This window comes from Paenibacillus sp. 23TSA30-6, from assembly GCF_014858585.1.
GTDB lineage: Bacteria > Bacillota > Bacilli > Paenibacillales > Paenibacillaceae > Paenibacillus.
In genome coordinates this window covers 1-22,190 of sequence record NZ_SLTL01000043.1, presented here as the reverse complement: position 1 = coordinate 22,190, position 22,190 = coordinate 1, and the positions used below count along the sequence as shown (strand labels likewise).

The following is a 22,190-nucleotide window of genomic DNA, read 5'->3' as shown; positions in this document are numbered from 1 at the left end:
TAGCTTTGGCTCCTTTTTACCAATTGCGTTATTTCACCTGGAATCCCCCAGCCAGCACGTCCGCACTTACGAAACGCCTTGCTGCAAGCAGTAAGATCACCGTGGGCAAGGTCAAAATGACGGAGAATACTGCACCGGTTGTGCTCGGATAATCCGCAATAATGGAATACATGATGACAGGCATCGTTTTATAGTCCGGTGTCCCGACGAGCAGCGTTCCCTGCGCCTCATCTAATGAAGCGAGAAATGTAAAGATGGAAGCGACCACAATGCCGGGCAGCGCCATGGGGAACGTAATTTTCCAGAAAACCCGTAGCGGTCCCGCCCCGGCATCCCGGGCAGATTCCTCTTGAGCACGATGGACGCTGCGGAACGCAGAGGAAGGAATCCAGGTCATGTACATCAGCGTGTTCACCATGTGGATCAATACAATGCCCGTAAAGGTGTTCATCAGCCCGAATTTGTAGAACAACACCGCGATGGACACGTACAGCCCCATTTTCGGAAAAGCATGCGTGAGTAAAAATGAAAACAAAAACCACTTACTAAGCGGAAACGAAATCCGCGCAAAGGCGTAGGCAGCGGGAACACATACGATAATCGAGCAGACTGTAACGGTAATGGCGATCAGGAAGGATAGAGATATGGAGCTGAGCACATCATCCTGGGTTAATACAAACTTCCACCATTCCAGTGACAAGCTCTGTGGCAACGGTGCAGGATACTGCCATTTTCCCGAAACCGCCAGCAGCAACAGGTTAGTCAGAGGCCCCAGGAAAAAAATGACGAAAATAACGAGCACGATGAACTCCACAATTTTGCGTGTGCCAAGTGAGCGAAGATACCAGTTCATAATTCATCCCTTTCAAGTCGTCTAGACGTCCGAATCTCTTTCTATCTGGATTATAGAGAGGGTTTGTTATCACAAATCGACATGGGCGATAAGATTTTGTAAAGGGGAGGGAAATCAGAGGAACGCTTTTTACATAAAAAAAGGAGAGGGAGGCTTTAACAGCCTCTCTCTCCTTGAACGTGCAGGAATAGCTATACAATTAAATAGGCATAACGCCTTAACAGATGAAAACAATTCTGCTGTCTTACAGGTAAATCGGAAGCACCTGGTTCGTTTGGTCACGGTTACGACCAACAGAGAAGATTGCAATTGGAATACCTGTCAGCTCAGATACACGTTGTACGTAATTGCGAGTAGTCTCAGGCAGTTCCTCCAGCGTTTTCACGCCAGTAATGTCTTCGCTCCAGCCTGGCAGTTCCTCGTATACGGCCTCGCACTCCGCCAGCATTTTCAAACTAGCCGGATAATGCGTAATCACCTCACCGCGATACTTGTAGCCTGTGCAAATTTTCACCGTTTTCAGACCTGTCAATACGTCCAGCGAGTTCAAGGACAGACCTGTAAGTCCGCTGACACGACGCGCATGACGTACAACCACACTATCAAACCAGCCAACACGACGAGCACGACCTGTAACGGTACCATACTCATGACCTGTTTCACGGATGTAATCGCCGATTTCATCATTCAGTTCCGTTGGGAATGGACCGTCACCGACACGAGTTGTGTACGATTTGGCTACACCAATGACCTGTTGGATCTTGGACGGGCCTACACCGGAACCGATACATACGCCGCCAGCCGATGGGTTCGAGGACGTAACGTACGGATACGTACCTTGGTCGATATCGAGCATAACGCCTTGCGCGCCCTCGAACAGTACCTTTTGGTTCGCATCAATCGCATCATTCAGCACAACAGACGTATCCCCTACATAAGGACGAACAAATTCTGCATACTCCAGGTATTGTTTCAGTATGTCTTCCACATTCAGCGGCTCGCCGCCATATACCTGTTCGATCATCTGATTCTTTTCCTTCACTTGAAGGCGCAGCTTCGTTTCGAATTCCTCTGCATCCAGCAAATCAGCAATACGAATACCGTTACGAGCAGCTTTATCCATATAAGCAGGGCCGATCCCTTTACGCGTAGTACCGATTTGGTTAGGTCCTTTGCGGTCTTCTTCCAGCACATCCAACGTGATGTGGTATGGCATAATAACATGTGCACGGTCACTAATGACCAGATTTTTCGTAGAGAAGCCATTATCGTGAATGTAAGTAATTTCTTCAATAAGAGCGGCGGGATTAACTACCATGCCGTTGCCAATGACACACTTTTTATCTTCATAAAAAACGCCGGATGGAATCAGGCTCAGCTTGTACTTTTTACCGTCAATGAGAATCGTATGACCAGCATTGTTTCCGCCTTGGTAACGGGCCACTACTTCAGCGCTTTCCGCCAGATAGTCCGTAATTTTACCTTTGCCTTCGTCTCCCCATTGTGTTCCCACAACGACTACAGTTGACATGTTTCATTCCTCCGTGGAGTGCCCACAGACACTCTGATTTTGAGCTGACGCGCTGCGCATATCCGATTTCAACCGCCTGAGCGGACAGATAGGGAGCGTTCTCGGACAGCAGGAAAAAACGTCCGTCGCAGACATTCCGTAGGTACGGAAAGCCCCGGGCGTAATGATCTCCCCACTGCGTTGAAGCAGCACTATAAGTGTAACAGCACCATTTTTCAAAGTCAAATAAAAAGCGAACATTATATCACATGAAAATAGTATTGTTCGTAATTGAGAGTTTCGGACCTTATATAAAAACTTATGAATATCGTATGTAAAAGGCCCCTCCGACATCGCGAAAACCGCGTCGAAAGAGCCTTTTTTCAAATATATCATTCCGTTATCCAGCGAACGCATCCGAATGGGCACGCTCATAATTGGCGAATTTATTATAATTTTTGAGAAACACCAGCTCTACCGTACCGACCGGGCCGTTACGTTGCTTGGCAATGATAATCTCAATAATATTTTTCTTTTCCGTTTCCTGATTATAGTAATCATCCCGGTACAGAAACGCGACGATATCAGCATCCTGCTCAATGGAACCGGATTCCCGCAAATCACTCATCATCGGCCGCTTGTCCTGACGCTGCTCCACACCCCGGCTCAACTGGGAAAGGGCGATTACAGGCACTTCCAGCTCACGGGCAATTTGCTTCAAGGTCCGCGAAATTTCGGATACCTCCTGCTGCCGGTTCTCGCCCGATTTCCCGCGCCCATGAATGAGCTGCAAGTAGTCGATCACGATCATGCCGAGTCCTTTTTCCGTCTTGAGACGGCGGCACTTGGCACGGATATCCGCAACCGTAATACCCGGCGTATCGTCGATATAAATTTCAGCCTCCGACAAGGCTGCAATGCCCATCGTCAGCTTCGCCCAATCGTCGTCGCCTTTAAAATCACCTGTCCGCATCACGTTCGCATCCAGATTGGCCTCGGCGCAGATCATCCGCTGAACGAGCTGGGCCGCCGACATTTCCAGACTGAAGATAGCAACCGTCTCCTTCGCCCGAACCGCAACGTTTTGCGCAATATTCAGGGCGAACGCTGTTTTACCTACGGATGGACGAGCTGCCACAATGATCAAATCATTGCGCTGGAAACCCGCCGTCATCTTGTCCAAATCAACAAAGCCGGATGGAATCCCGGTCGTATTGCCCTTGTTCTGGTGCAGCAATTCCACCCGGTCGAACACTTCCATCACGACATCGCGGATGGCAATAAAACCGCTGCCCGAACGCCCGTTGGATATCTCCATAATCTTGCGCTCGGCATCGCTCAGCATACCGGCAACGTCCTCGCCACCGCTATAGCCTTCGCTCACAATCTGCGTAGCTGCACGAATCAATCGGCGGAGCATCGCCTTTTCTTCAATAATCTGAGCGTAGTAATCCACGTTGGCCGCTGTCGGCACCCCGTGAGCCAGCTTCGCCAGATAGCTGACGCCCCCGATATCCTCCAGCTGACCCTTGTCCTGAATTTTCGAGGTCAGGGTAACCAAGTCTATCGGCTGTCCGGATTCACCCAGCTCAATCATCGCTTCGTAAATCATCTGGTGAGCCTTATCGTAAAAATCCTCGGTCTGCACCCGCTCCATCGCTGTAATCAGTGCTTCGGACTGGAGCAAAATGGACCCGATAACCGCCTGTTCTGCCTCCAGGTTTTGCGGAGGAATCCGATCGAAAAATTCGCCGCCCATAATTATTCTTCGGTCACCTGTACCTTCAGCGTAGCTTTGACCTCAGGATGAAGCTTAACGGTCATTTGAGTCACGCCCAACGTACGAATCGGTTCTTCCAGCTCGATTTTGCGTTTGTCCAGCTTAATCCCCGTCGCAGCGACCGCCTCCGCGATTTGCTTACTTGTAATCGCTCCGAACAGTCGACCGCCTTCACCAGCTTTTGCTTTAAGCTGAACAGTTGTGGATTCCAGCTTTTTGCCAAGTGCCTGCGCCTCTTCTTTTTCCTCTTGCTTGCGCTTTTCCTCAGCAGCGTTCTGGTTCTCCAGCGTCTTCATATTCCCTTCCGTCGCCGGGCGGGCAATACCACGCGGCAGCAGGAAATTCGCTGCGTAACCGTCCGATACTTCCTTAATTTGACCCTTCTTGCCTTGGCCCTTCATATCTTTAATAAAAATCACTCTCATTCAAATAACCCCTCTTCCCCATCAATTTCGGCCAGCACGTCGACCACTCTGCGTTCGGCTTCCTCCAGCGGACAATCCAGCTGAACCGCCGCATTCGTCAGATGTCCTCCGCCGCCTAGCCGTTCCATGACGACCTGTACGTTCATGCGTCCGAGTGAACGGGCGCTGATCCCCACCAGGCCGTCAGGACGTTCACTGACCACAAAGGAGGCCAGTACATCCGTCATATTGAGTAATGAATCCGCCACCTGAGCAATCAGCAACTGCGGTATCTTCTGTCCGGGCTCTGTCACCGCAAGCGCGATGTGCCCATATATCATTTTAGCATGCTTAATAATTTCCGCCTTAGCAATATATTCATCCAGGTCCTCTTTTAACATGCGCTGGATCATGACTGTATCCGCCCCGCTACGTCGCAAAAAACCGGCTGCTTCAAACGTACGTGAGCCTGTATGCAGGGAAAAATGCTTGGTATCCACCGTAATCCCCGCAAGCAACGATGTCGCCTCCAGCGGCGTCAGCTGAACCTTCTCATGAATATATTGCAGCAGCTCCGTCACCAACTCACAAGCCGACGACGCGTACGGCTCCAGATAAATCAAAACAGAGTCGTTAATAAACTCCTCGCCCCGACGATGATGGTCTACAACGACCACCCTGCTCGCCGTCTGCACCAATTTCGGCTCAATTGTCATCGAGGCCTTGTGCGTATCCACCACGACCAGCAGGCTATGCTCGGTCATCAGCTGGAGCGACTGCTCCGGCGTCATGAGCGCTGCCGACAGATTCTCGTCCTTGTTCACCTGCTCCATCATCCGGTCGATGGACGGATTGGATTTATCCAGCACGATGTGCGCCTCTACGTTGTAGAGCGCTGCGGCCTTCCACACCCCGATGGCCGCTCCCAGTGCGTCCATGTCCGGTATTTTGTGCCCCATGATCAGCACGCGATCGCTCTCCTGCATCAGATCACGCAGCGCATGCGCAATGACCCGCGCGCGCACCCGTGTACGCTTTTCGACAGCATTGGACTTGCCGCCGTAAAAAGATAGACGCTGTCCGGCTTTCACCGCCGCCTGGTCGCCGCCCCGTCCGAGCGCCATATCCAGACTGGACTGAGCCAGCTCGCCCAGCTCTTTAATGCTCTCCGCGCCGAAGGACAAGCCGATGCTCAGTGTCATCGGCACCTTCAAATCGGCCGTCATTTCCCGTACCGTATCCAGAATGACGAATCGACTTTGCTCCAGCTCCTGAAGCGCCTTGTGATTCAGCATGATGAGATAACGCTCGGATGACAAACGGCGCAAATAAATATTGTACTGGTTCGCCCATGATGTAATCTCGCTCGACACCTTCGCAATAAGCGCGGTACGCTGCTGATCGTCCATTCCCTGAGCGGCTTCATCCATATTATCAAGCATAACGATGCCGAGCGCCAGCCGCTCGTTCTCATACTGCTTGCGCAGCACCGCCAGCTCCGTTACTTCATACAAATAAATCAGACGCTCATCCAGCACGATAAGGAACTGATAGTAGCGCTCATCATGCTGTAGCTCCACCTTTAGCTCACGAACTGGCTCCTTCGTCTCCTTTTTGGCGCCCAAAGCTCCTGCCAGTTGAGGAAAGAGGTCCTGAAGCGGCTCGCCTATCAGTGACTGGTCCTCGAACATTTCCCCAGCGAACCGATTGTGCCATTCTACCGTTCGATTTTCGCTGTATAAAATGATGCCGAACGGCAGTGAGCTGATCGCTTCCCCTTCCACCCGCTTGATGCGAAAGGAAAGGCCGCTGATATATTGATTCAGTTCCCGACGGAAATCCAATTCCGTCTTCAGCATCAGCCCGCCGAGCAAGAATGACAGCACCAGTCCCATCACACCCAGTTCCCAGTTATACATGGAAATACATATGACAAGCACCAGCAGCAGTAAAAACGCCCAGACGGTATGATAGCCGTGCCAGCGTTTTTGTAGAAATTTAGGCATGACTGTTCACCCTATTTCTTTGATCTTGTAATAGCTTCACGCAGCGGAAAGGCCAAATCAATAATACCGATAATACGGAGCGGCTGGAACACCAGAACGACGAGCGACAGCAGCAACGCGATCACCGGGCTCATTTTACGACTATGCGTCCAGAAGTAAATAAAGCCAATCGTCTGGATAATAAAACACGCATGGATCAGCGGCAACATACTAACAGAAACCGCCTGAACCCAACTGCTGTCAGAGGACATGGCCATCCACTCAAACACAATCGCCAGCAGGTAATACCAGATGAGCGCGCGTGGCAGCCTCCATTCTCGGGCAGGCTTCATTTTGCGCACAGGCACATCAAGGCTACTCAATGCCGGACGCGCCAGAGCGTGCGTGATCACAGCCAGTAAAAACGAGGTCAGGATCAGCACATATGGAACTTTGCCGATCATCATCGTACCGAGTCTCTGTGTATCTTCTGCTGTCCAATTCATGCCTGGAAGCATCGGATTGCCATTTAAGATTTGCTGTACCAGATTTGCCGATATAGCAGCCTGATCACGAAGATACTGCGAAAGATCAAACCCGAGGGCATACGTAGCAATGAGTAGCACAACCAACAACTCGGCTAAAATCACACCCGCTCCGGTCATCAACGCCTGAAAAGCAGGAGCTCCCTTTTTATATACCCGTCCCATTAACAAGGCTGGGATCAGGAAATAAATCGCGGGAAGCAGTAAATATACATCTTGTAGCGCTATAATCAACAGCACCGGTATCACATGAATCAGAAATCCTTTGAAAGGCAGCGATGAAAACAATACAACGCCAGGCACAATCAGCAAAAATACGGTAAAGATTCTTAAGGGTGTCAATAGAGACAGCAGCAGAAGCAAATAAATAACGCTCCATGCTACAGTTGCCAAGCGGAATTTCAAAGTTTTCACCTCTTACGCATATGTTCTTCCAGTGCGGAAATGTCCTGATACCAATCCTCCAGCTGGTGTCCTTCTTTTCTGTGCTTTCTTAGCTTGTCGATGAGGAGATCATCCAATTCACGGTAAGACACCCCAAGGCGTCTTCCCAAAATATAACTGCTCATCATCAGGCTCGCCAGACAATCGCCAATGCGGGCTGTACTGCCTTCCCACATCGCTTTAAACAGACGGGATACCTGGTCAAGTACCTCTGTTTTGAGCCATTCAATCACCTTGGCCCGCTTAACTACATCCAGTTCTTTAGGCATATGATGAAGAGTCACACCCCTCTGAAAAAGCTTTATTCTCCATTATAGCATATCCTATTCTGAAAATAACTGTTACCCCATAGGGTAAATCGTTATTTTCAGAGCAACTATGCTGCTTGCTTTAAGATGACGAGTTAAGTGATTCCCTCGACACAAACTTTTCACAATATTCAATAATCTGGCTACGGCGGACAATGCCGATAAACCTTTCCATGTCATCCACAACAGGGACAAAGTTCTGTACCTTCGCCAAATTAATTAAATCCTCCATATTGGCATCAATGGACACCGGCTTTATCGAAACCCGAAGCGGGACGTCCTTGAGCATGAACTTCGAAGCGTTTTCAAAGGTAATTTTTCCCTCAGATTCTTTCATATGCCACAGCAGATCACCCTCTGTAACCGTGCCGGTATATCTACCTTCCTTATCCAAAATCGGAACCGCCGTGAAACGGTGATACTCCATTCGCTCCAACGTTTGCCGTAAAGTAGCATCCGCCATTACAAAAGCAACCTCTTGTTTGGGAAGCAAGAAAAAAGCGATATTCATGAGAAACGAATCCCCCTCAAGATCAATTGTAAAATCAAATGATTACTCACTGAATGTCCTGCTTGTCGGGAAGCTTCAGCGTCTGCGGGGTTGTGCCGGAATCCAGCCAGTTTGCGATCATGAGTCTGGCGTATTCGAGTTCCTGTTCATTGGCCCGGTCATAATACAGGCCCTTCTTCTTGAAACCTTCCCCCGTAATCGTAAAGCTCGAAATTTGTGGTTGACCCTGCGAAATGGCCTGCTTCCCAAGCCCTGTAATAAAAGTAGGCTCCATATCCGTCTTGAAATTGGCTCCCATAATATCGAGCAGCTCCGGAATCTTGGAAATCCCGTTGATATTCAGCAGCTTATCCGCCATTGCATTCAGAAAAATTTGCTGCCGTTTGGTACGGTTAAAGTCGCTGTCTTCCCTATATCTAACATAATACATTGCTTCTTCACCATTATAAAGCGGCTTGCCCGCCTCGATGCGGAACTTGATATGCAGCGGATTTTTATTCTCAATCGGCTTATCAATAGGAAGTTCAACCCCGCCCACCACATTTACAGCATCCTGAATACCTTGAAAATTAATCGTAGCATAATAATCGGCCTTATGCTCCATCAGCTTCTCTACCGTAGCCATGGACATATCTTCGCCTCCGAACGCATAAGCATGCCCCAACTTATCAAAATCATCCTCACCGTCATGATTTGGATCATGTCCGGCAATCTGGACATACGTATCCCTTGGAAGGGAAACCAGAAGCACACGCGATTCCGTAGGCCGTACAGCCGCATAAATAACCGTATCCGAGCGGCCACGCGCCTTCTCGTTCGGCCTTTGGTCCGTTCCAAGCAGCAGCACCGAAAACGGCTCTTTCCGATAAGCAACCGGCTCCGGCTGCTTCTGTCCCTCCGACTGGCGCGGCTGAAAGGACTTCTCCAGCTTGCTCTCCAAGGTCGGAGATACGAACCAGTCAAAGGCCACCAGCGTCAGCTGTTTACGGAACAGATATCCTCCCGCCGCAATCAGAAACAAAACAATACATGAAATATATAGAGCAGTAAACCTTTTTTTCTTCTTAGGCTTTCCGCCTGTCCTTCTCCTATGTCTTCTCTCCATAACAGGTTCCTTCCTTCTTTACTTCGATAAATCCCATCTCTTCATTAAACCGAATCAGTTCCTTATGAAGCGGAAACTTCCCCCCACAGCATAAAAGGTCTGCTACCTTGTTGTCAAAAGTACCATGTCGTAGCCAGCCCCTCGCCACCACATTCACGCCAAAAAAGGCTTCACCCTCACGGTCAAAGCCTTGCTTGATGTTTATAGCCCGTATCCTATGTAGCTTTTAAAGTCGTTCCTTACCTTAGCGCGGAGCCAGCTTCACCAAATTCTGCACCCTTACCGGGAAAGAGGTAGACAGAGCGAAACCGTAGTCGAACAGCTTCCGTGTCTGCTCGAAACGTTCCTCCTTGCTCGGTGCCCCCAGCACCACAGCTACCAGCCTTCTGCCATGCTGTTCGGCTGTGCCGGTGAAGCAATATCCCGCATCGCTGGTGTATCCCGCTTTCAGTCCATCCGTTCCTGCGTAAGAGTAGGGTCCCGCCAAGGAAGGCAGCATCCAGTTCGTATTACTAATATAGATGCCCTTATCCTTCAATTCCATCTGCGTACGGCTGGATGTTCTCAAAATCTCCGGATGCGACGTAATCAGGTAGGAGGCCAGCTTCGCCGTATCGCTTGCCGTCATTTGCGTTTCTCCCCGAATATTCTCGGGATGGTTAGGACCCAACTCACTCTGTCCCGCTCCTGACGCATTGCTAAATCGGCTGTAGGACGTCAATCCAATCTTAGCCGCCTTGTCGTTCATACGCTTCACAAAAGCCGGTTCATTGCCCGCCGAGCGCTCCGCCAGTGCCACAGCCGCGTCATTAGCCGAATACACAACCATGCTCTGGAACAGTTCGGACACCGTCAGCCTTTCACCATATCGGAGTGACAGATTCACACCACCTACCGTACTTGCGTAACGGCTGATTTTCACTTCATCATTCCAGCCTAACCGCCCGGCACGAATATCCTCCAGCACCAGCAGCTCGGTCATGAGCTTGGACATATTTGCGGAAGGCATAGGCGTATCGCCATTCACATCCATCAACAATTCTCCCGTCTGCATGTCCATCAGTACCGCAGCTCCTGCGTGTACATCTGGCTTTCCGACCAGCAGTCGGGGTCCAAGTGTAATAAAAATCAATATAATAAGTACCGGGACCACAATAGCCCAACGTAACCAGTATTTTTTCATCATCGTAATAACCCCCATACTTTATTAGACGATGAAAAATCCATTTTGTCTGCAACTTTTCGAAAAAAAGATGCAATTTTTTTGCTTTTTCCACTCCACAGCAAAAAATCCGTCATTTCCTGCTTGCAGGCTGACAGATTTTTATAAGTCGAATGATTCAAAAAGGCCTTCTACTATGTTTCTAGGCAAAATGACAGGCCACATAATGCTGATCGCCTGCATCCCGATACGCCGGAATTTCTGTTTTACAACGGGCCTCCGCCATAGGACAGCGCGTATGGAACTTGCAGCCTGACGGCGGATTCGCCGGGGAAGGAATGTCCCCTTTTAGCACAATCCGTTGTCTCTTGATCGTCGGGTCGGGAATGGGGACCGCCGACAGCAGCGCCTTCGTATATGGATGAAGAGGATTACGGAACAGCTCTTCCTTGGAAGTTAACTCCACCATCGAGCCTAGATACATCACACCAATGCGGCTGCACAGATGCTCGACCACACTCAGATCATGCGAGATGAACAGATACGTCAACTGCCGTTCCTGCTGCAAATCACTTAACAAGTTAATAATCTGAGCCTGAATAGACACATCGAGTGCAGATACCGGCTCATCAGCCACGATAAAATCAGGATTCAAAATCAAAGCCCGTGCAATCCCGATCCGCTGTCGCTGACCGCCGGAGAACTCATGCGGATACCGATCATAATGATATGCAGATAATCCGCAGATATCCAGCGTCTCGTTAACCTTTTTCCGCAGCTTACTATGTTCAATCAATCCGTGATCCAGCAGTGCTTCCCCGATGGCTTCGCCTACCTTAATTCTCGGATTCAATGAGCTAAAAGGGTCCTGAAATACAATTTGCAGCTTCGGACGAAGCGCACGGATCTGCTCCTTGCTTAACGCATGCAAATCCTCTCCCTTGTATCGCACCGATCCCTCGGTCTTATCCATCAGTCTGAGAATCGTACGCCCAATCGTGCTTTTGCCGCAACCGGATTCTCCTACCAGACCAAAGGACTCTCCCTTATGGATGTTAAAAGATACATCATCGACCGCTTTCACATGCCCCACGGTACGCTGAAAAATCCCGCCTGTGATCGGGAAATATTTTTTCAGACCTTCCACTTGAATTAAAGGCTCGCTCATCCCCGTTGCCCTCCTTCTTCCTCATATAGCCAGCAGGCAACCTTATGACCGTTTTTCTTTTCGTGCAGGGGAGGGGCCTGATCCTTACAGATTTGCATACAATGCGCACACCGATCATGAAAATGACAGTTTTCCTCCAGCTCAATCGGGTTGGGAACCTGACCAGGGATCGAATACAGCCGATCAATCTTCTGATTAATGACGGGCTTCGCCTTCAATAACCCTTGCGTATATGGATGCTGCGGATTTTTGAACAGCTCAATGACGGGGGCTTCTTCAATCACGTTCCCGGCATACATGACGACCACATAATCGGCCATTTCCGCCACGACGCCCAGATCATGCGTAATCAGCATAATGGACGTTTTGAGCTTATCCTTCAAATCCCGCATCAGATCGAGGATTTGCGCCTGAATGGTAACATCCAGCGCCGTTGTCGGCTCATCTGCAATGAGCAGCTTCGGATTACAGCTCAACGCAATAGCAATCATGATTCGCTGACGCATACCGCCGCTCAGTTCATGCGGATACGAATGAAATATTTCCTCCGAACGCGAAATCCCCACCAGATTGATCAGCTCAATCGCCCGGGTACGTGCTTCCTTTTTACTCATTAATGTATGCATCAGCAGCGGTTCCGTAATCTGTTCTCCAATGGTAAGCACGGGATTTAGCGAAGACATCGGCTCCTGAAAAATAATTGAAATGTCATTGCCGCGAATTTGCTGCATTTGACCTTTATTCAGCGTTAACAGGTTTTTGCCCTCAAACCAGATTTCACCGTCTGAGGTGTGTGGGGAATCAATTAGTCGCATCATCGTCATGGCTGTTACACTTTTGCCGCAGCCGGATTCGCCTACCACACAGAGCGTTTCACCCTCACGTATTTTAAAACTGACGTCATTGACCGCTTTGACAGTTCCGCTAGAGGTATGAAAGTGGGTTTTCAGGTTACGAAATTCAATCAAAGCATTTTCCATAAACGTTCGTCTCCTACTTCTTCATTTTAGGGTCCAATGCATCGCGCAAACCGTCGCCAATCAGGTTAATCGCTACAACCGTAATCAGAATACACATTCCCGGTGGAACCCATATCCAGGGCCGCTTGCGAAAGTCGATCAGATTATTCGCAGCCGAAATCATATTTCCCCACGAAGGTGTGGGCGGCACAACGCCGATCCCCAGATAACTGAGCGCAGACTCCGTTATAATCGCTCCAGCTACCCCGAGCGTAGCCGTTACAATAATAGTAGGAATCGTATTCGGCAGCAGATGGCGGAATATTTTGCGGCGATCTCTCAAGCCCAGTGCTTCCGTCGCCTGCATGAACTCCTGTTCACGCAGCGTAAGAATCTGCCCCCTGACCAGACGGGACAAGCTCGTCCAGCTCAAGATCCCGATAATGAGCATTAGAAAATAAATCCGGTTCGCTGGATCAACCTTCAAATCGGACAGAACGGCACCTAAAATAATCAACAGCGGCAATGTAGGCAATGCCATAAAAATATCGGCAATCCGCATAATGATCGTATCCACGCCTTTACGATAGAATCCTGCCAGTGCACCCAACGTCGCACCGATCACGACCGAAATAAACGTGGCCACCAGCCCCACCGTCAAAGAAATACGGCCAGCCAGCATTGTACGCAGCAAAATATCTCTGCCAAACTTATCCGTACCAAGCCAGTACTGGGCATTCGGAGCTAAATTTTTATCAGATAGCTTGTAATCATCCAGATGATAAGGTGAAATCATCGGTCCAAATATACAAATGACAACCATAAGAATCAATATAATGAGTCCGGCCAAAGCCAAATGATTCTGGTTAAAACGGCGAACGGCGATTCTCCACGGAGACGCTTCAGGACGGATCGCCGCCTTTGGACTGGTTTCAATCGTGACTGTTTCTGCGGGCAATAGTATCCCTCCTACTTCAAGCGAATTCTTGGATCTGCCATGCCATACAATACATCCGAGAGTAAATTACCGATGAGCGTAAGGACCGCCAGAAAAATAGTGAAGCCCAGCATAAACGGATAATCCCGCATACTGATCGACTCCAGATAGACCTGCCCCACACCCGGCCACACAAATACCTTTTCCAGAATCATCGCCCCGCCAAATAAAGCCGGAAGCTCAAATCCAAGCAGCGTGATGGCTGGAATCAGTGCATTGCGCAGAGCATGCTTGAAAATAACCGTCCGTTCCTTCAAGCCCTTAGCGCGTGCGGTGCGAATATAATCCTGACGAATAACCTCCAGCATACCTGTACGGAAATACCGGGTTAGACTGCCTGTGCTCAGCATCGTAAGAACGAGCGTTGGCAGGAACATGTGCTTGAGAACATCCACGATATAAGCCCATGAGCCCGGCTCCATCCCTGCAGTTGTCATGCCGCCAACCGGGAAAATACCCCATTCCAGTGCAAATATTTTAATCACCAAAAGACCGATAAAGAAAGACGGCAGCGACATACACAAAAATATGAATAGCGTGACGAATTTATCGAATAACGAGTATTGGAACTTGGCTGAAAATACCCCGGCAACAACTGCAATCAGCCAACTAAAAATAAGACTGAAAAAAGCGATAATAAAAGAGTTCCATACATAATTGCCAATGACCTTCGTTACCGGCTGCTTATGCTGTAATGAATCCCCCATATTACCCTTCAGCATATTACCCGCCCATATAAAATAGCGTTGGTACTCCGGCTTATCCAACCCGTAGATATGTCGTAGCTGCTGTGCCTTTTCGGCGGTCATATTCGGGTTCTGCTTGGCTGTAATATAATCACCCGGCACCATGGCTGAAATCGCAAATACGATAATGGATATGCCAATGAGTGTGGGGATGAGTTGCAGCAGTCTTCGAATAATATACTGCTTCATAATCATTCCTCCAGACAAATAAAGAATTGATATGCCCAGCCCGTGAGAGCTGAGCATACGATTGGCAACCCTTATTGAGCGAACTGAGCGTTATACAGACTGAATTCAAAATCTTTGTATGGTGTAATTTCCAAGCCGGATACACGCCCATTAACTGGCCACATATCTCTGCGCTGATACATAAAAATGGCTGGCAGATCTTTATTCAGCTCTTGATAGAGTTGTTTGTAAATCAGTTTGCGTTTCTCTTGATCCAGTTCATGCTTACCAGCAAGCGTCAACTCATCGACCTTTTTATTAGAGTATCCAACATCGTTTTGTGCACCGTTCGTAATATAAACCGTATTATCCGGATCAGGTGTCAATCCCCAAGCGGCAAAGAACATATCAAACTTGCCCGTATCCTTTTTATCCATAATGGCATTGAAATCCAGTGTTTCGGAATTCAGCTTAATGCCCAGTTCCTTGTAGTTGTTGGACATAATCGGTAGCAAGGCCTCTACTACTGGGTTATCCGCAGTCGCTGAGAAGTTAATGGTAAACTTTTCACCATCCTTCTCACGGATACCGTCCGCTCCAACCTTCCAGCCAGCCTCATCCAGCAAAGCCTTTGCTTCAGCTGTATCAAACTCATATTTATTAATGCCTTCATCTGTATAAGACCAAGCTTCTGTAGATTGTGGAATATTAATGACATTCGCATACGGACCGTACACCCCTTCCACAATCTCCTTCCGGTTCAAACCGATGGTCAGAGCTTGGCGTACCTTAGGGTCCTGAAATTTCTTTTCTTTGTGATTAAATGCAATATATCCGTAACCGTTGGTCGGCATAATATTCACGTCCAGGAAGCCTAGAGACTTCAATTCTTCTACGTTATCTTCTGTAACCGTAATATTGTCTATATCCGTCTCACCCGTTTGCAGCATAGACAAATTGGTTTCGTCTGTCGTCGTTTTGTAAATAACTGTTTTCACCTTCGGTGCGCCCTTGAAGTAGTTTGGATTGGCTTCAAGTACGACTTGTTGACCCGGGGAGAAGCTTTTCAAAACATACTGACCGGAGCCGAGTGGCTTATTATTAAGCGCCTTGATGCTGTCCAGGTCACCCTTTTTGAAACCTTTTCCGTAATAAGCTTCTGGCATGAAGTATTGCTCACCCAGAAAATCCTTTGTATAAGCTGTTGCTTCTGTAACGGTTACCTCTACCGTATTATCATCAATGACCTTGATACCGGAGATATCATTCGCCTTGCCATCGTGATATTCTTTACCGCCTTTAATCTTAAAAGATAAAATATCCGTTTCTCCATCATAATTCGGATCATGCAGTACCTTGAGAACAAAAGCATAATCCTTCACTGTTACTGGCGTTCCGTCACTATACTTCACACCTGGTTTCAGGTGGAACGTGTATTTCAAGCCATCTTGCGACACATCAATCTTGTCAGCCAAGCTATTTTCGTATGTACCATCCGCTTTCACCTGTAAAAAGGAATCAAATACCGTTCTGACTACATATAGATCGTAGGTCGTTTGCCAGAACAACGGGTTAAATACCCCTTTAGGTGACGTCATACCTACCACAATGTTATCCTTCCGGTTTGTAGCTCCCGGCGGATTTTGGGTCAGATCACTTGCTTTAATAACACCCTCCGTGACTTGTGCACTGCCTTCTTTTCCCTCTGTTTTATTCTCCGTTTTGCCCGGCTGTGCTTCATTAGCACCTCCGCTACATCCTGCAAACAAAACACCAACGATCGTAAGCACCATAAGCAAAGAAACCCATTTCTTCGTTTGCACCATCCTGTTAATCCCCCTTAGTCGGTTCTTTTTTAACAGCCTGTCTCTTTCCTGCGTTGATTCGTTAAAGCCTGAGGTTTGAAAATGAAGTCTGTGCATCCTCCTTACGGTTACCAATGATAGCGTAAACACGTGTTTTTAGACCTTTGGTCAATTTAGAGTGCTGATAATCATTACATTTTTGTTAAGGTTTATCTTAAGTGTAAAATAATATCACGTCAACATCTTTTTTTACGTAATATAAGAATGCAAAATATCTATTTTTGTAAAGTTTATGAATTTTATTCGAAAAAATACCGATAATCTGAATTTTCATGTAATATAAAATAACATTTCAGAAATCTGAAATGTTTACTCTGGCGAGTTGGGGAACGTGCGATCACAAATGGGACCATAAAAGCTGAGCTACGCTTAATGGTTAAACATGGATTGTATTATTAGTAAGTTACAATACATGGGACTTGTTGTCAACCAGAAAAATCACAAAAAAAGACGCTCCCGAAATCGGGAACGCCTCTTTTGCTCTTCCATCAAACTACTATTCAGTAGTGTAAGGAAGCAATGCGATTTGACGGGAACGTTTAACTGCGATTGTCAACATACGTTGATATTTCGCGCTTGTTCCAGTCACACGACGAGGAAGAATTTTTCCACGTTCGCTGATGAATTTTTTAAGCAGGTCTGTATCTTTATAGTCAATGTGAGTAATTTTGTTCACAGTGAAGAAACATACTTTACGACGTTTGTTGCGACCACCACGACGAGCTGGTCTTTTGTTATCGTCTCCGCCTTCTCTTTGTCTGAAGCCCATTCTTTGTCAGTCCTTTCCCAATTAAAATGGTAAATCATCATCCGAAATATCGATCGGTTTTCCGTCATCGGAAAAAGGATCCTGATTGTTTCGCGAGTTATTATTCCCACGTCCACTATTGCTGTTACCGCCTCCAAAAGGAGACTCCTCACGCGCAGCTCCACCGCTATTGCCGCCACCGTTACCGCCATCGCGGTTAGATTCCAGGAAACGCACATTATCAGCTACAATTTCAGTCACGTATACACGTTTTCCTTCATTGTTCTCATAATTACGCACCTGAACACGGCCTTCAACAGCCGTTAAACGACCTTTGCGAAGATAGTTAGCGCATGTTTCAGCAAGCTGACGCCAGGTTACGATCGGCAAGAAATCCGCTTCCCGTTCGCCGCCTTGACTCGTAAACGGACGGTCTACAGCCAGGGTGAACTGGGTTACTGCTACACCAGACGGTGTATAGCGCAGCTCTGGATCTTTGGTCAAACGACCGATCAGAATGACACGGTTCAACAATCCAATCCCCTCCTTTGAGCGTTGTTCATTACATAATCACGTACAATAATTAAGCTACGTCGTTCGTAATGAGATAACGAATTACTTCGTCAGAAATTTTCATGAGACGCTCAAGCTCAGCAACTACAGCAGGTTCTGCTGTGAAGTTTACCAGAACGAAAGAACCATCACGGAATTTCTTAATCTCATACGCAAGACGACGTTTAGTTACATCGTGACTCGTAATTTCGCCACCGCCGTTGGAGATGATACCTTGGAATTTATCGACTGCCGCTTGAACAGCTTCTTGTTCAATGTCAGGACGAATAATGTACATCACTTCATATTTGCGCATTCTTTACACCTCCTTATGGACATAAGGCCCTCAATCTTGGTTGAGAGCAAGGAACGAGCCTAAACTCGCACTAAAACAGTTTACCAAATCCAGCAACTGATTGCAACCAGCAATTGAGTTCATGGGATGTAAATCCGTTAAATTAGCTGCACACATCCCATTTTCTATGATTTTATAGGTACAGTATAATTTATCTATATATAGGAAATAACTCAATTTTCTGAAATCCCGTGTTGTTGTTCCCGCATGTTTCTGCTCATGTCAGCGAACAATAACCGTTGCAGTTCAAATCCATGTAGTAAAGGAGGAACAATCTTATGGGTGAAAAAACCGAATTTGAGCCAGGCGACAAAGCGCCAAATGACGGCGTATATATGGAAGTCGGAGAAAAAAGCTTTCATACCGAAATTCAAAACCCGCAGCAAGTGACACTCGAAAGAGGCGAAACTTTTCCGGAGACGACCAACCATAATCGCAAATGGAAGAAAAAAACGAAAGCCCGCGTTCATTAATGTATATTTTCTCGACATTCGGGCCATATTATAATCAGGCGATACAACAGAGAGGTGTGGTTCCGTTGGATGACGTAGCCGGACAAACTGTTAGGAGATCCATTCCGGGCATTAGAAGCGTTAGGTTTGTGTAAGAGGACACTGTCTTTTCAACACTGGTATTGCTTGTCAGTACACCGAGTTTCGTGATGTGATTGGACAGATCGTATCCTGTTAAAAATGTATCGCCTACGATGGAGGACCTTTGAGGTCCTCCTTTGTTGCATTATCGGACTTTTTGCATATACTGGTAAAATGCAGATTAATCCAGCTCCTTCTGCTAGAATATATCCAAGTACAAAGACCTACTATCTACGGAGGTTTAAAGATGAGCTATTCTCGAATATTAAAGTGGATATCAGGTATATTCGAATTGGTGCTTGCCGTACCGATTGTGGGAGGAGCTATTGTCATGGGGACCGGTTACTCGGCTCTGGGATTCATGCTTGTCCTGCATGCAGTGACACTCATCCTGTCGTTACGCAATCAGGAAGCGATCTATGGCTCTGTATGGGGGATATTGACCTCTTTACTGGCCTGGATACCTGTTCTGGGCTGGATTCTCCATTTGATCGCAGCAATCCTTCTGATGATCTCCGGCTCGAAAAAAACAAAACGCTATAACTACCCGCCAAACCAGCTATAACAACAAAATATGCTCCTGACGGTACTTATTTTCCTGCTGTCAGGGGTATTTTTTTGCTGTAATGACACCTCAGAAGAACATCCTAACCCTTGTCTTTTACAAGATTCAGTTGTATGTCTCCCCTTCCTTGTAGACACAGTAATTCATCGAACAGAAAAGTAAGCCCGCTCTTGTCCCTCCAGCTTCTGATGATGTCAGTTACTACCTCCATCAAATCACGCCGAATCCCCACTGCCAGTTGTAGTCCTGCACTATCTCCATCGATGAACAAATGTGTGTGCTCCGGCTGACCTAACTTGCGAACCTGACGCAGGCATAGCACACCATTGTCCAGATAGAAGAAGTAGCATCCTTTATAAAGTACTCCCTCGAATATCTCATACATATGCGGCAAATCATACGGCCCGTATACCATCGAAGCCCATTCCAATCCCAACGATTTACTCATACATCCGTCCTCCTTTTCTTCCTCTAAACGCCTTAGCTCCTAAAATAATAGGGACTATTTTTTTAATTCGTACGCTTATACGTACAACATTTATCTTTATTATATTGTACGCTTATGAGTACAGTCAACGGGTTTTAAAATAAAATAGGAGTGTGTGGAATGAAGGTAAAGATAATGCTTGGCGAGTTAATCAAAGCAAGAGGGATTTCCCTAAACGAATTGTCTCACAAGACTGGTGTCCGTAGAGCAGCTCTATCTGAACTGGCGAATGAAAAGAGAGAAAATATAAACTTCAAACATATCGAGGAAATCGCAGATGCATTAGGCATTACAGACATTCGTGAAATAATCACACTCATAGATGAGGAATGATATAAAAGCCCCGTCAAATTGACGAGGCCTATCCTTTGAAAATTAGTTAAAATCTTCTCCATCCCTTTTAAGACCGCTTGGGCGTGTCGGTTGGGTGTTCCGACCTCAGCAACTAATTTTATTATATTATATAGAAAAACATTTAAAAAGTTAACGTCGCCCCCAGCTAAAAATTCAAACCTTGAGTGTCCAATTATAATGTGCACTACTCCAACTCCTATATCATCATCGTCTAACCTATGGGATACGTGATTTTAACGTTAAATTAGGTCCTGATCTGCGGTTGAAATTACGGTAAAAGAACACTTAATAAATAGGTATACGCTTTGAATGAAACCCCTCCACCGAGTTATATCCATACAATCTGAACAACTCAGTTATAAAAGCATCGACAACTTCAGGAGCCCCACTCGCCACTCTTTTCACACTCCCATCCTCGTATACAATGGCAGCATAGGAAGTGTTGTAATGGATGATTTTATTTCTCAGCTCAGTTAATTCTATATATGATTTTTAATTCTTCTTGGTAAATTTTTGATTTAGTAGTCGTTCGACCGTTGTAATTTTACTTCTAATTGTCCTGAAGCTCTTTGGCGGGGGTGCATTAAAGTCATTAAGACTCTTCAGCAAATCAATGTCATAGTGCTCCAAAGAATCTTCATTCTGTCTAAGATGATTATGTACTATTTTTGATACCGCTGCTTCAGCCGAGGCACAAAAGTTTATAATTGCAGACCTATAAAATCTATATTGCGCAAACTCATATTCCGCAGCTTCACCTTCTTGAAGATAATAAAGAGCATCATTAAACATTTCGGCCATAAACGATCTAGTACTGAAAAACGCGGCTTGTTCGAGGGCCACTTCGTCAACTCCTTCGCTTTTTAATCTCTCATTACGTATACAATCCGCCCAACAACCCAGAATCCCCCCTTCATCTCAAATTTACCCAAATAATACCATTGTACTAGTCCGTTGTCACTAAAAGAAAACGCAGAAAAACGGACCCACCTACGTTCCTCACACGAAGGGGTAAGCGATTATTTTGAATTCCTATCATTCTGTCTCAAACGATGAAGACACGTTGTTAGGCAAACATATAAGTAAATATAATAATAATCCTGTTGTATCATTAAGCAATTAGCTGTAAAATATAATTGACAAAAGAAAGAAGCCGTAGTGACAAGACGCACGGCTTCCGTTTTATAAAATTATCCGTGGAAGTAGCCTAGTCCCCGCCAAGAGATAGGCTATTTTCTTTTGTGCACTTTATTTTCTTCGCGTTTCTGCTTAAGTGTAAATATAGAAATGACGACGGCCAGCAATGTCAAAACAAACATTCCAAAATTAATCATTAACGACATAGACTCAAACACACTCATTCATAGTTCCTCCATGCCGTGCGTCTTGCTTATATAATTATACAACATACTTCCGCCAAACCACAGTACTCTCTCAATTATAAATTCCGCTCATTTCCGCAGCCTCGATAACGGAGAATATTTCCGATGCTCATCCGCTAGACTTCCCTCTCCAATCTGTACATACTTCCGCGTTGTAGCGATATCCGCGTGTCCCATTAACTTCTGTAGATGAAATATCGACATTCCATTCTCAGCCGCCATAGTAGCAAAGTTATGCCTCAACACATGCGGCGACATCGACCGTCCTAACTTCGCTTTCTCCGCGTATTTATCGAACGATTTCTGTATCGTCTTTTCACTTAGTTGCTGTCCATAATTGGTTGTGAATAAGTATGGCGTATCAAAATGCTCCGCTGTCTCTGTGGACAACTGTTTTAGTAGCCGAATTGTAGTTGTGGATAACGGTAAAATACGCGATTTACGGTTCTTATTCTTTACCGCCGGCAGCACGATTTGTTTTCTCACGTAGTCAACCTCGGACTCTCTAACGCACACACTTCCCCGAGGCGCATTCCGCAATCTAATATCAGCGTCATTATTATATAGGGCTCTTCGCTCTATTGGATGGGTAACGCCGTATAGAAATAGGTTCATAGTCAAGCTTGTTTCAGTAGATTCTTAAA

General features: G+C 46.7%; 25 protein-coding genes. 3 read left to right on the top strand and 22 right to left on the bottom strand.

Features of this window, described 5'->3' with window-relative positions:
- Positions 1-28 precede the first annotated feature (28 nt).
- The 18 genes from E0698_RS24385 to rpsF form a co-directional block, all read right to left on the bottom strand.
- The gene (locus E0698_RS24385) at positions 29-853 is read right to left on the bottom strand and encodes an ABC transporter permease (protein ID WP_149096164.1); all 825 of its coding nucleotides are present in this window, start codon (positions 851-853) and stop codon (positions 29-31) included.
- 244 nt (positions 854-1,097) lie between these two features.
- The gene (locus E0698_RS24380; protein WP_134911783.1) at positions 1,098-2,384 is read right to left on the bottom strand and encodes an adenylosuccinate synthase; all 1,287 of its coding nucleotides are present in this window, start codon (positions 2,382-2,384) and stop codon (positions 1,098-1,100) included.
- A gap of 379 nt (positions 2,385-2,763) precedes the next feature.
- The gene (gene dnaB / locus E0698_RS24375; protein WP_014278975.1) at positions 2,764-4,122 is read right to left on the bottom strand and encodes a replicative DNA helicase; all 1,359 of its coding nucleotides are present in this window, start codon (positions 4,120-4,122) and stop codon (positions 2,764-2,766) included.
- Between the two features lie 2 nt (positions 4,123-4,124).
- Positions 4,125-4,568, bottom strand: a complete 444-nt coding sequence (rplI, locus tag E0698_RS24370) for a 50S ribosomal protein L9 (protein ID WP_014278976.1) — start codon at positions 4,566-4,568, stop codon at positions 4,125-4,127.
- The gene (locus tag E0698_RS24365; RefSeq protein WP_134911782.1) at positions 4,565-6,553 is read right to left on the bottom strand and encodes a DHH family phosphoesterase; all 1,989 of its coding nucleotides are present in this window, start codon (positions 6,551-6,553) and stop codon (positions 4,565-4,567) included. Before E0698_RS24365 ends, rplI begins: the two co-directional genes overlap by 4 nt.
- Positions 6,554-6,564: 11 nt before the next feature.
- Complete coding sequence (locus tag E0698_RS24360) at positions 6,565-7,482, bottom strand: DUF2232 domain-containing protein (protein WP_192513191.1); 918 nt, start codon at positions 7,480-7,482, stop codon at positions 6,565-6,567.
- A 5-nt stretch (positions 7,483-7,487) separates the two neighbouring features.
- Complete coding sequence (locus E0698_RS24355) at positions 7,488-7,790, bottom strand: MazG-like family protein (protein ID WP_192513195.1); 303 nt, start codon at positions 7,788-7,790, stop codon at positions 7,488-7,490.
- A 121-nt stretch (positions 7,791-7,911) separates the two neighbouring features.
- On the bottom strand, positions 7,912-8,340 hold the full coding sequence (locus E0698_RS24350) for a CBS domain-containing protein (protein WP_137060958.1): 429 nt from the start codon (positions 8,338-8,340) through the stop codon (positions 7,912-7,914).
- 46 nt (positions 8,341-8,386) lie between these two features.
- Positions 8,387-9,445, bottom strand: a complete 1,059-nt coding sequence (locus E0698_RS24345) for an LCP family protein (RefSeq protein ID WP_192513190.1) — start codon at positions 9,443-9,445, stop codon at positions 8,387-8,389.
- A gap of 244 nt (positions 9,446-9,689) precedes the next feature.
- The gene (locus tag E0698_RS24340) at positions 9,690-10,631 is read right to left on the bottom strand and encodes a D-alanyl-D-alanine carboxypeptidase family protein (RefSeq protein WP_025683705.1); all 942 of its coding nucleotides are present in this window, start codon (positions 10,629-10,631) and stop codon (positions 9,690-9,692) included.
- 178 nt (positions 10,632-10,809) lie between these two features.
- A complete protein-coding gene (locus tag E0698_RS24335; protein WP_134911778.1) occupies positions 10,810-11,775 on the bottom strand; it encodes an ABC transporter ATP-binding protein in 966 nt (321 codons plus the stop codon).
- Positions 11,772-12,755 carry an ABC transporter ATP-binding protein gene (locus tag E0698_RS24330; RefSeq protein WP_192513189.1) on the bottom strand — a complete coding sequence of 328 codons (984 nt, stop codon included), beginning with the start codon at positions 12,753-12,755 and terminating at the stop codon, positions 11,772-11,774. Before E0698_RS24330 ends, E0698_RS24335 begins: the two co-directional genes overlap by 4 nt.
- A gap of 13 nt (positions 12,756-12,768) precedes the next feature.
- Positions 12,769-13,692 (bottom strand): oligopeptide ABC transporter permease, encoded by a 924-nt coding sequence (gene opp4C, locus E0698_RS24325; protein WP_192513188.1) that lies wholly within the window; start codon positions 13,690-13,692, stop codon positions 12,769-12,771.
- Positions 13,693-13,703: 11 nt separating this feature from the next.
- Positions 13,704-14,666, bottom strand: a complete 963-nt coding sequence (locus E0698_RS24320; RefSeq protein WP_044648137.1) for an ABC transporter permease — start codon at positions 14,664-14,666, stop codon at positions 13,704-13,706.
- A gap of 71 nt (positions 14,667-14,737) precedes the next feature.
- The gene (locus E0698_RS24315) at positions 14,738-16,471 is read right to left on the bottom strand and encodes an ABC transporter substrate-binding protein (protein ID WP_192513187.1); all 1,734 of its coding nucleotides are present in this window, start codon (positions 16,469-16,471) and stop codon (positions 14,738-14,740) included.
- Positions 16,472-17,006: 535 nt separating this feature from the next.
- A complete protein-coding gene (gene rpsR / locus E0698_RS24310) occupies positions 17,007-17,279 on the bottom strand; it encodes a 30S ribosomal protein S18 (RefSeq protein ID WP_013312800.1) in 273 nt (90 codons plus the stop codon).
- A gap of 21 nt (positions 17,280-17,300) precedes the next feature.
- Positions 17,301-17,792 carry a single-stranded DNA-binding protein gene (gene ssb / locus E0698_RS24305; RefSeq protein ID WP_013312801.1) on the bottom strand — a complete coding sequence of 164 codons (492 nt, stop codon included), beginning with the start codon at positions 17,790-17,792 and terminating at the stop codon, positions 17,301-17,303.
- 49 nt (positions 17,793-17,841) lie between these two features.
- The gene (rpsF, locus tag E0698_RS24300) at positions 17,842-18,126 is read right to left on the bottom strand and encodes a 30S ribosomal protein S6 (protein ID WP_044648139.1); all 285 of its coding nucleotides are present in this window, start codon (positions 18,124-18,126) and stop codon (positions 17,842-17,844) included.
- Between the two features lie 317 nt (positions 18,127-18,443).
- Here rpsF and E0698_RS24295 point away from each other — a divergent pair, with 317 nt between their 5' ends.
- Together E0698_RS24295 and E0698_RS24290 are read left to right on the top strand one after the other, a co-directional pair.
- Positions 18,444-18,638: a YjzC family protein gene (locus E0698_RS24295; RefSeq protein WP_025683698.1), complete on the top strand. Its 195-nt coding sequence runs from the start codon at positions 18,444-18,446 to the stop codon at positions 18,636-18,638.
- A gap of 367 nt (positions 18,639-19,005) precedes the next feature.
- Positions 19,006-19,323 carry a hypothetical protein gene (locus E0698_RS24290; RefSeq protein ID WP_025683697.1) on the top strand — a complete coding sequence of 106 codons (318 nt, stop codon included), beginning with the start codon at positions 19,006-19,008 and terminating at the stop codon, positions 19,321-19,323.
- An 82-nt stretch (positions 19,324-19,405) separates the two neighbouring features.
- Here the strand turns inward: E0698_RS24290 and E0698_RS24285 are convergent, their stop codons facing one another.
- On the bottom strand, positions 19,406-19,771 hold the full coding sequence (locus E0698_RS24285; protein ID WP_192513186.1) for a hypothetical protein: 366 nt from the start codon (positions 19,769-19,771) through the stop codon (positions 19,406-19,408).
- Between the two features lie 159 nt (positions 19,772-19,930).
- Between E0698_RS24285 and E0698_RS24280 the strand changes: the two genes are divergently transcribed.
- Positions 19,931-20,143 (top strand): helix-turn-helix domain-containing protein, encoded by a 213-nt coding sequence (locus tag E0698_RS24280; RefSeq protein ID WP_192513185.1) that lies wholly within the window; start codon positions 19,931-19,933, stop codon positions 20,141-20,143.
- A 513-nt stretch (positions 20,144-20,656) separates the two neighbouring features.
- Here the strand turns inward: E0698_RS24280 and E0698_RS24275 are convergent.
- The 3 genes from E0698_RS24275 to E0698_RS24270 form a co-directional block, all read right to left on the bottom strand.
- Complete coding sequence (locus E0698_RS24275; protein WP_192513184.1) at positions 20,657-21,007, bottom strand: hypothetical protein; 351 nt, start codon at positions 21,005-21,007, stop codon at positions 20,657-20,659.
- A 386-nt stretch (positions 21,008-21,393) separates the two neighbouring features.
- A complete protein-coding gene (locus E0698_RS27165; RefSeq protein WP_238354135.1) occupies positions 21,394-21,525 on the bottom strand; it encodes a putative holin-like toxin in 132 nt (43 codons plus the stop codon).
- 90 nt (positions 21,526-21,615) lie between these two features.
- Positions 21,616-22,032: a tyrosine-type recombinase/integrase gene (locus E0698_RS24270; RefSeq protein ID WP_337916449.1), complete on the bottom strand. Its 417-nt coding sequence runs from the start codon at positions 22,030-22,032 to the stop codon at positions 21,616-21,618.
- Positions 22,033-22,190 lie beyond the last annotated feature (158 nt).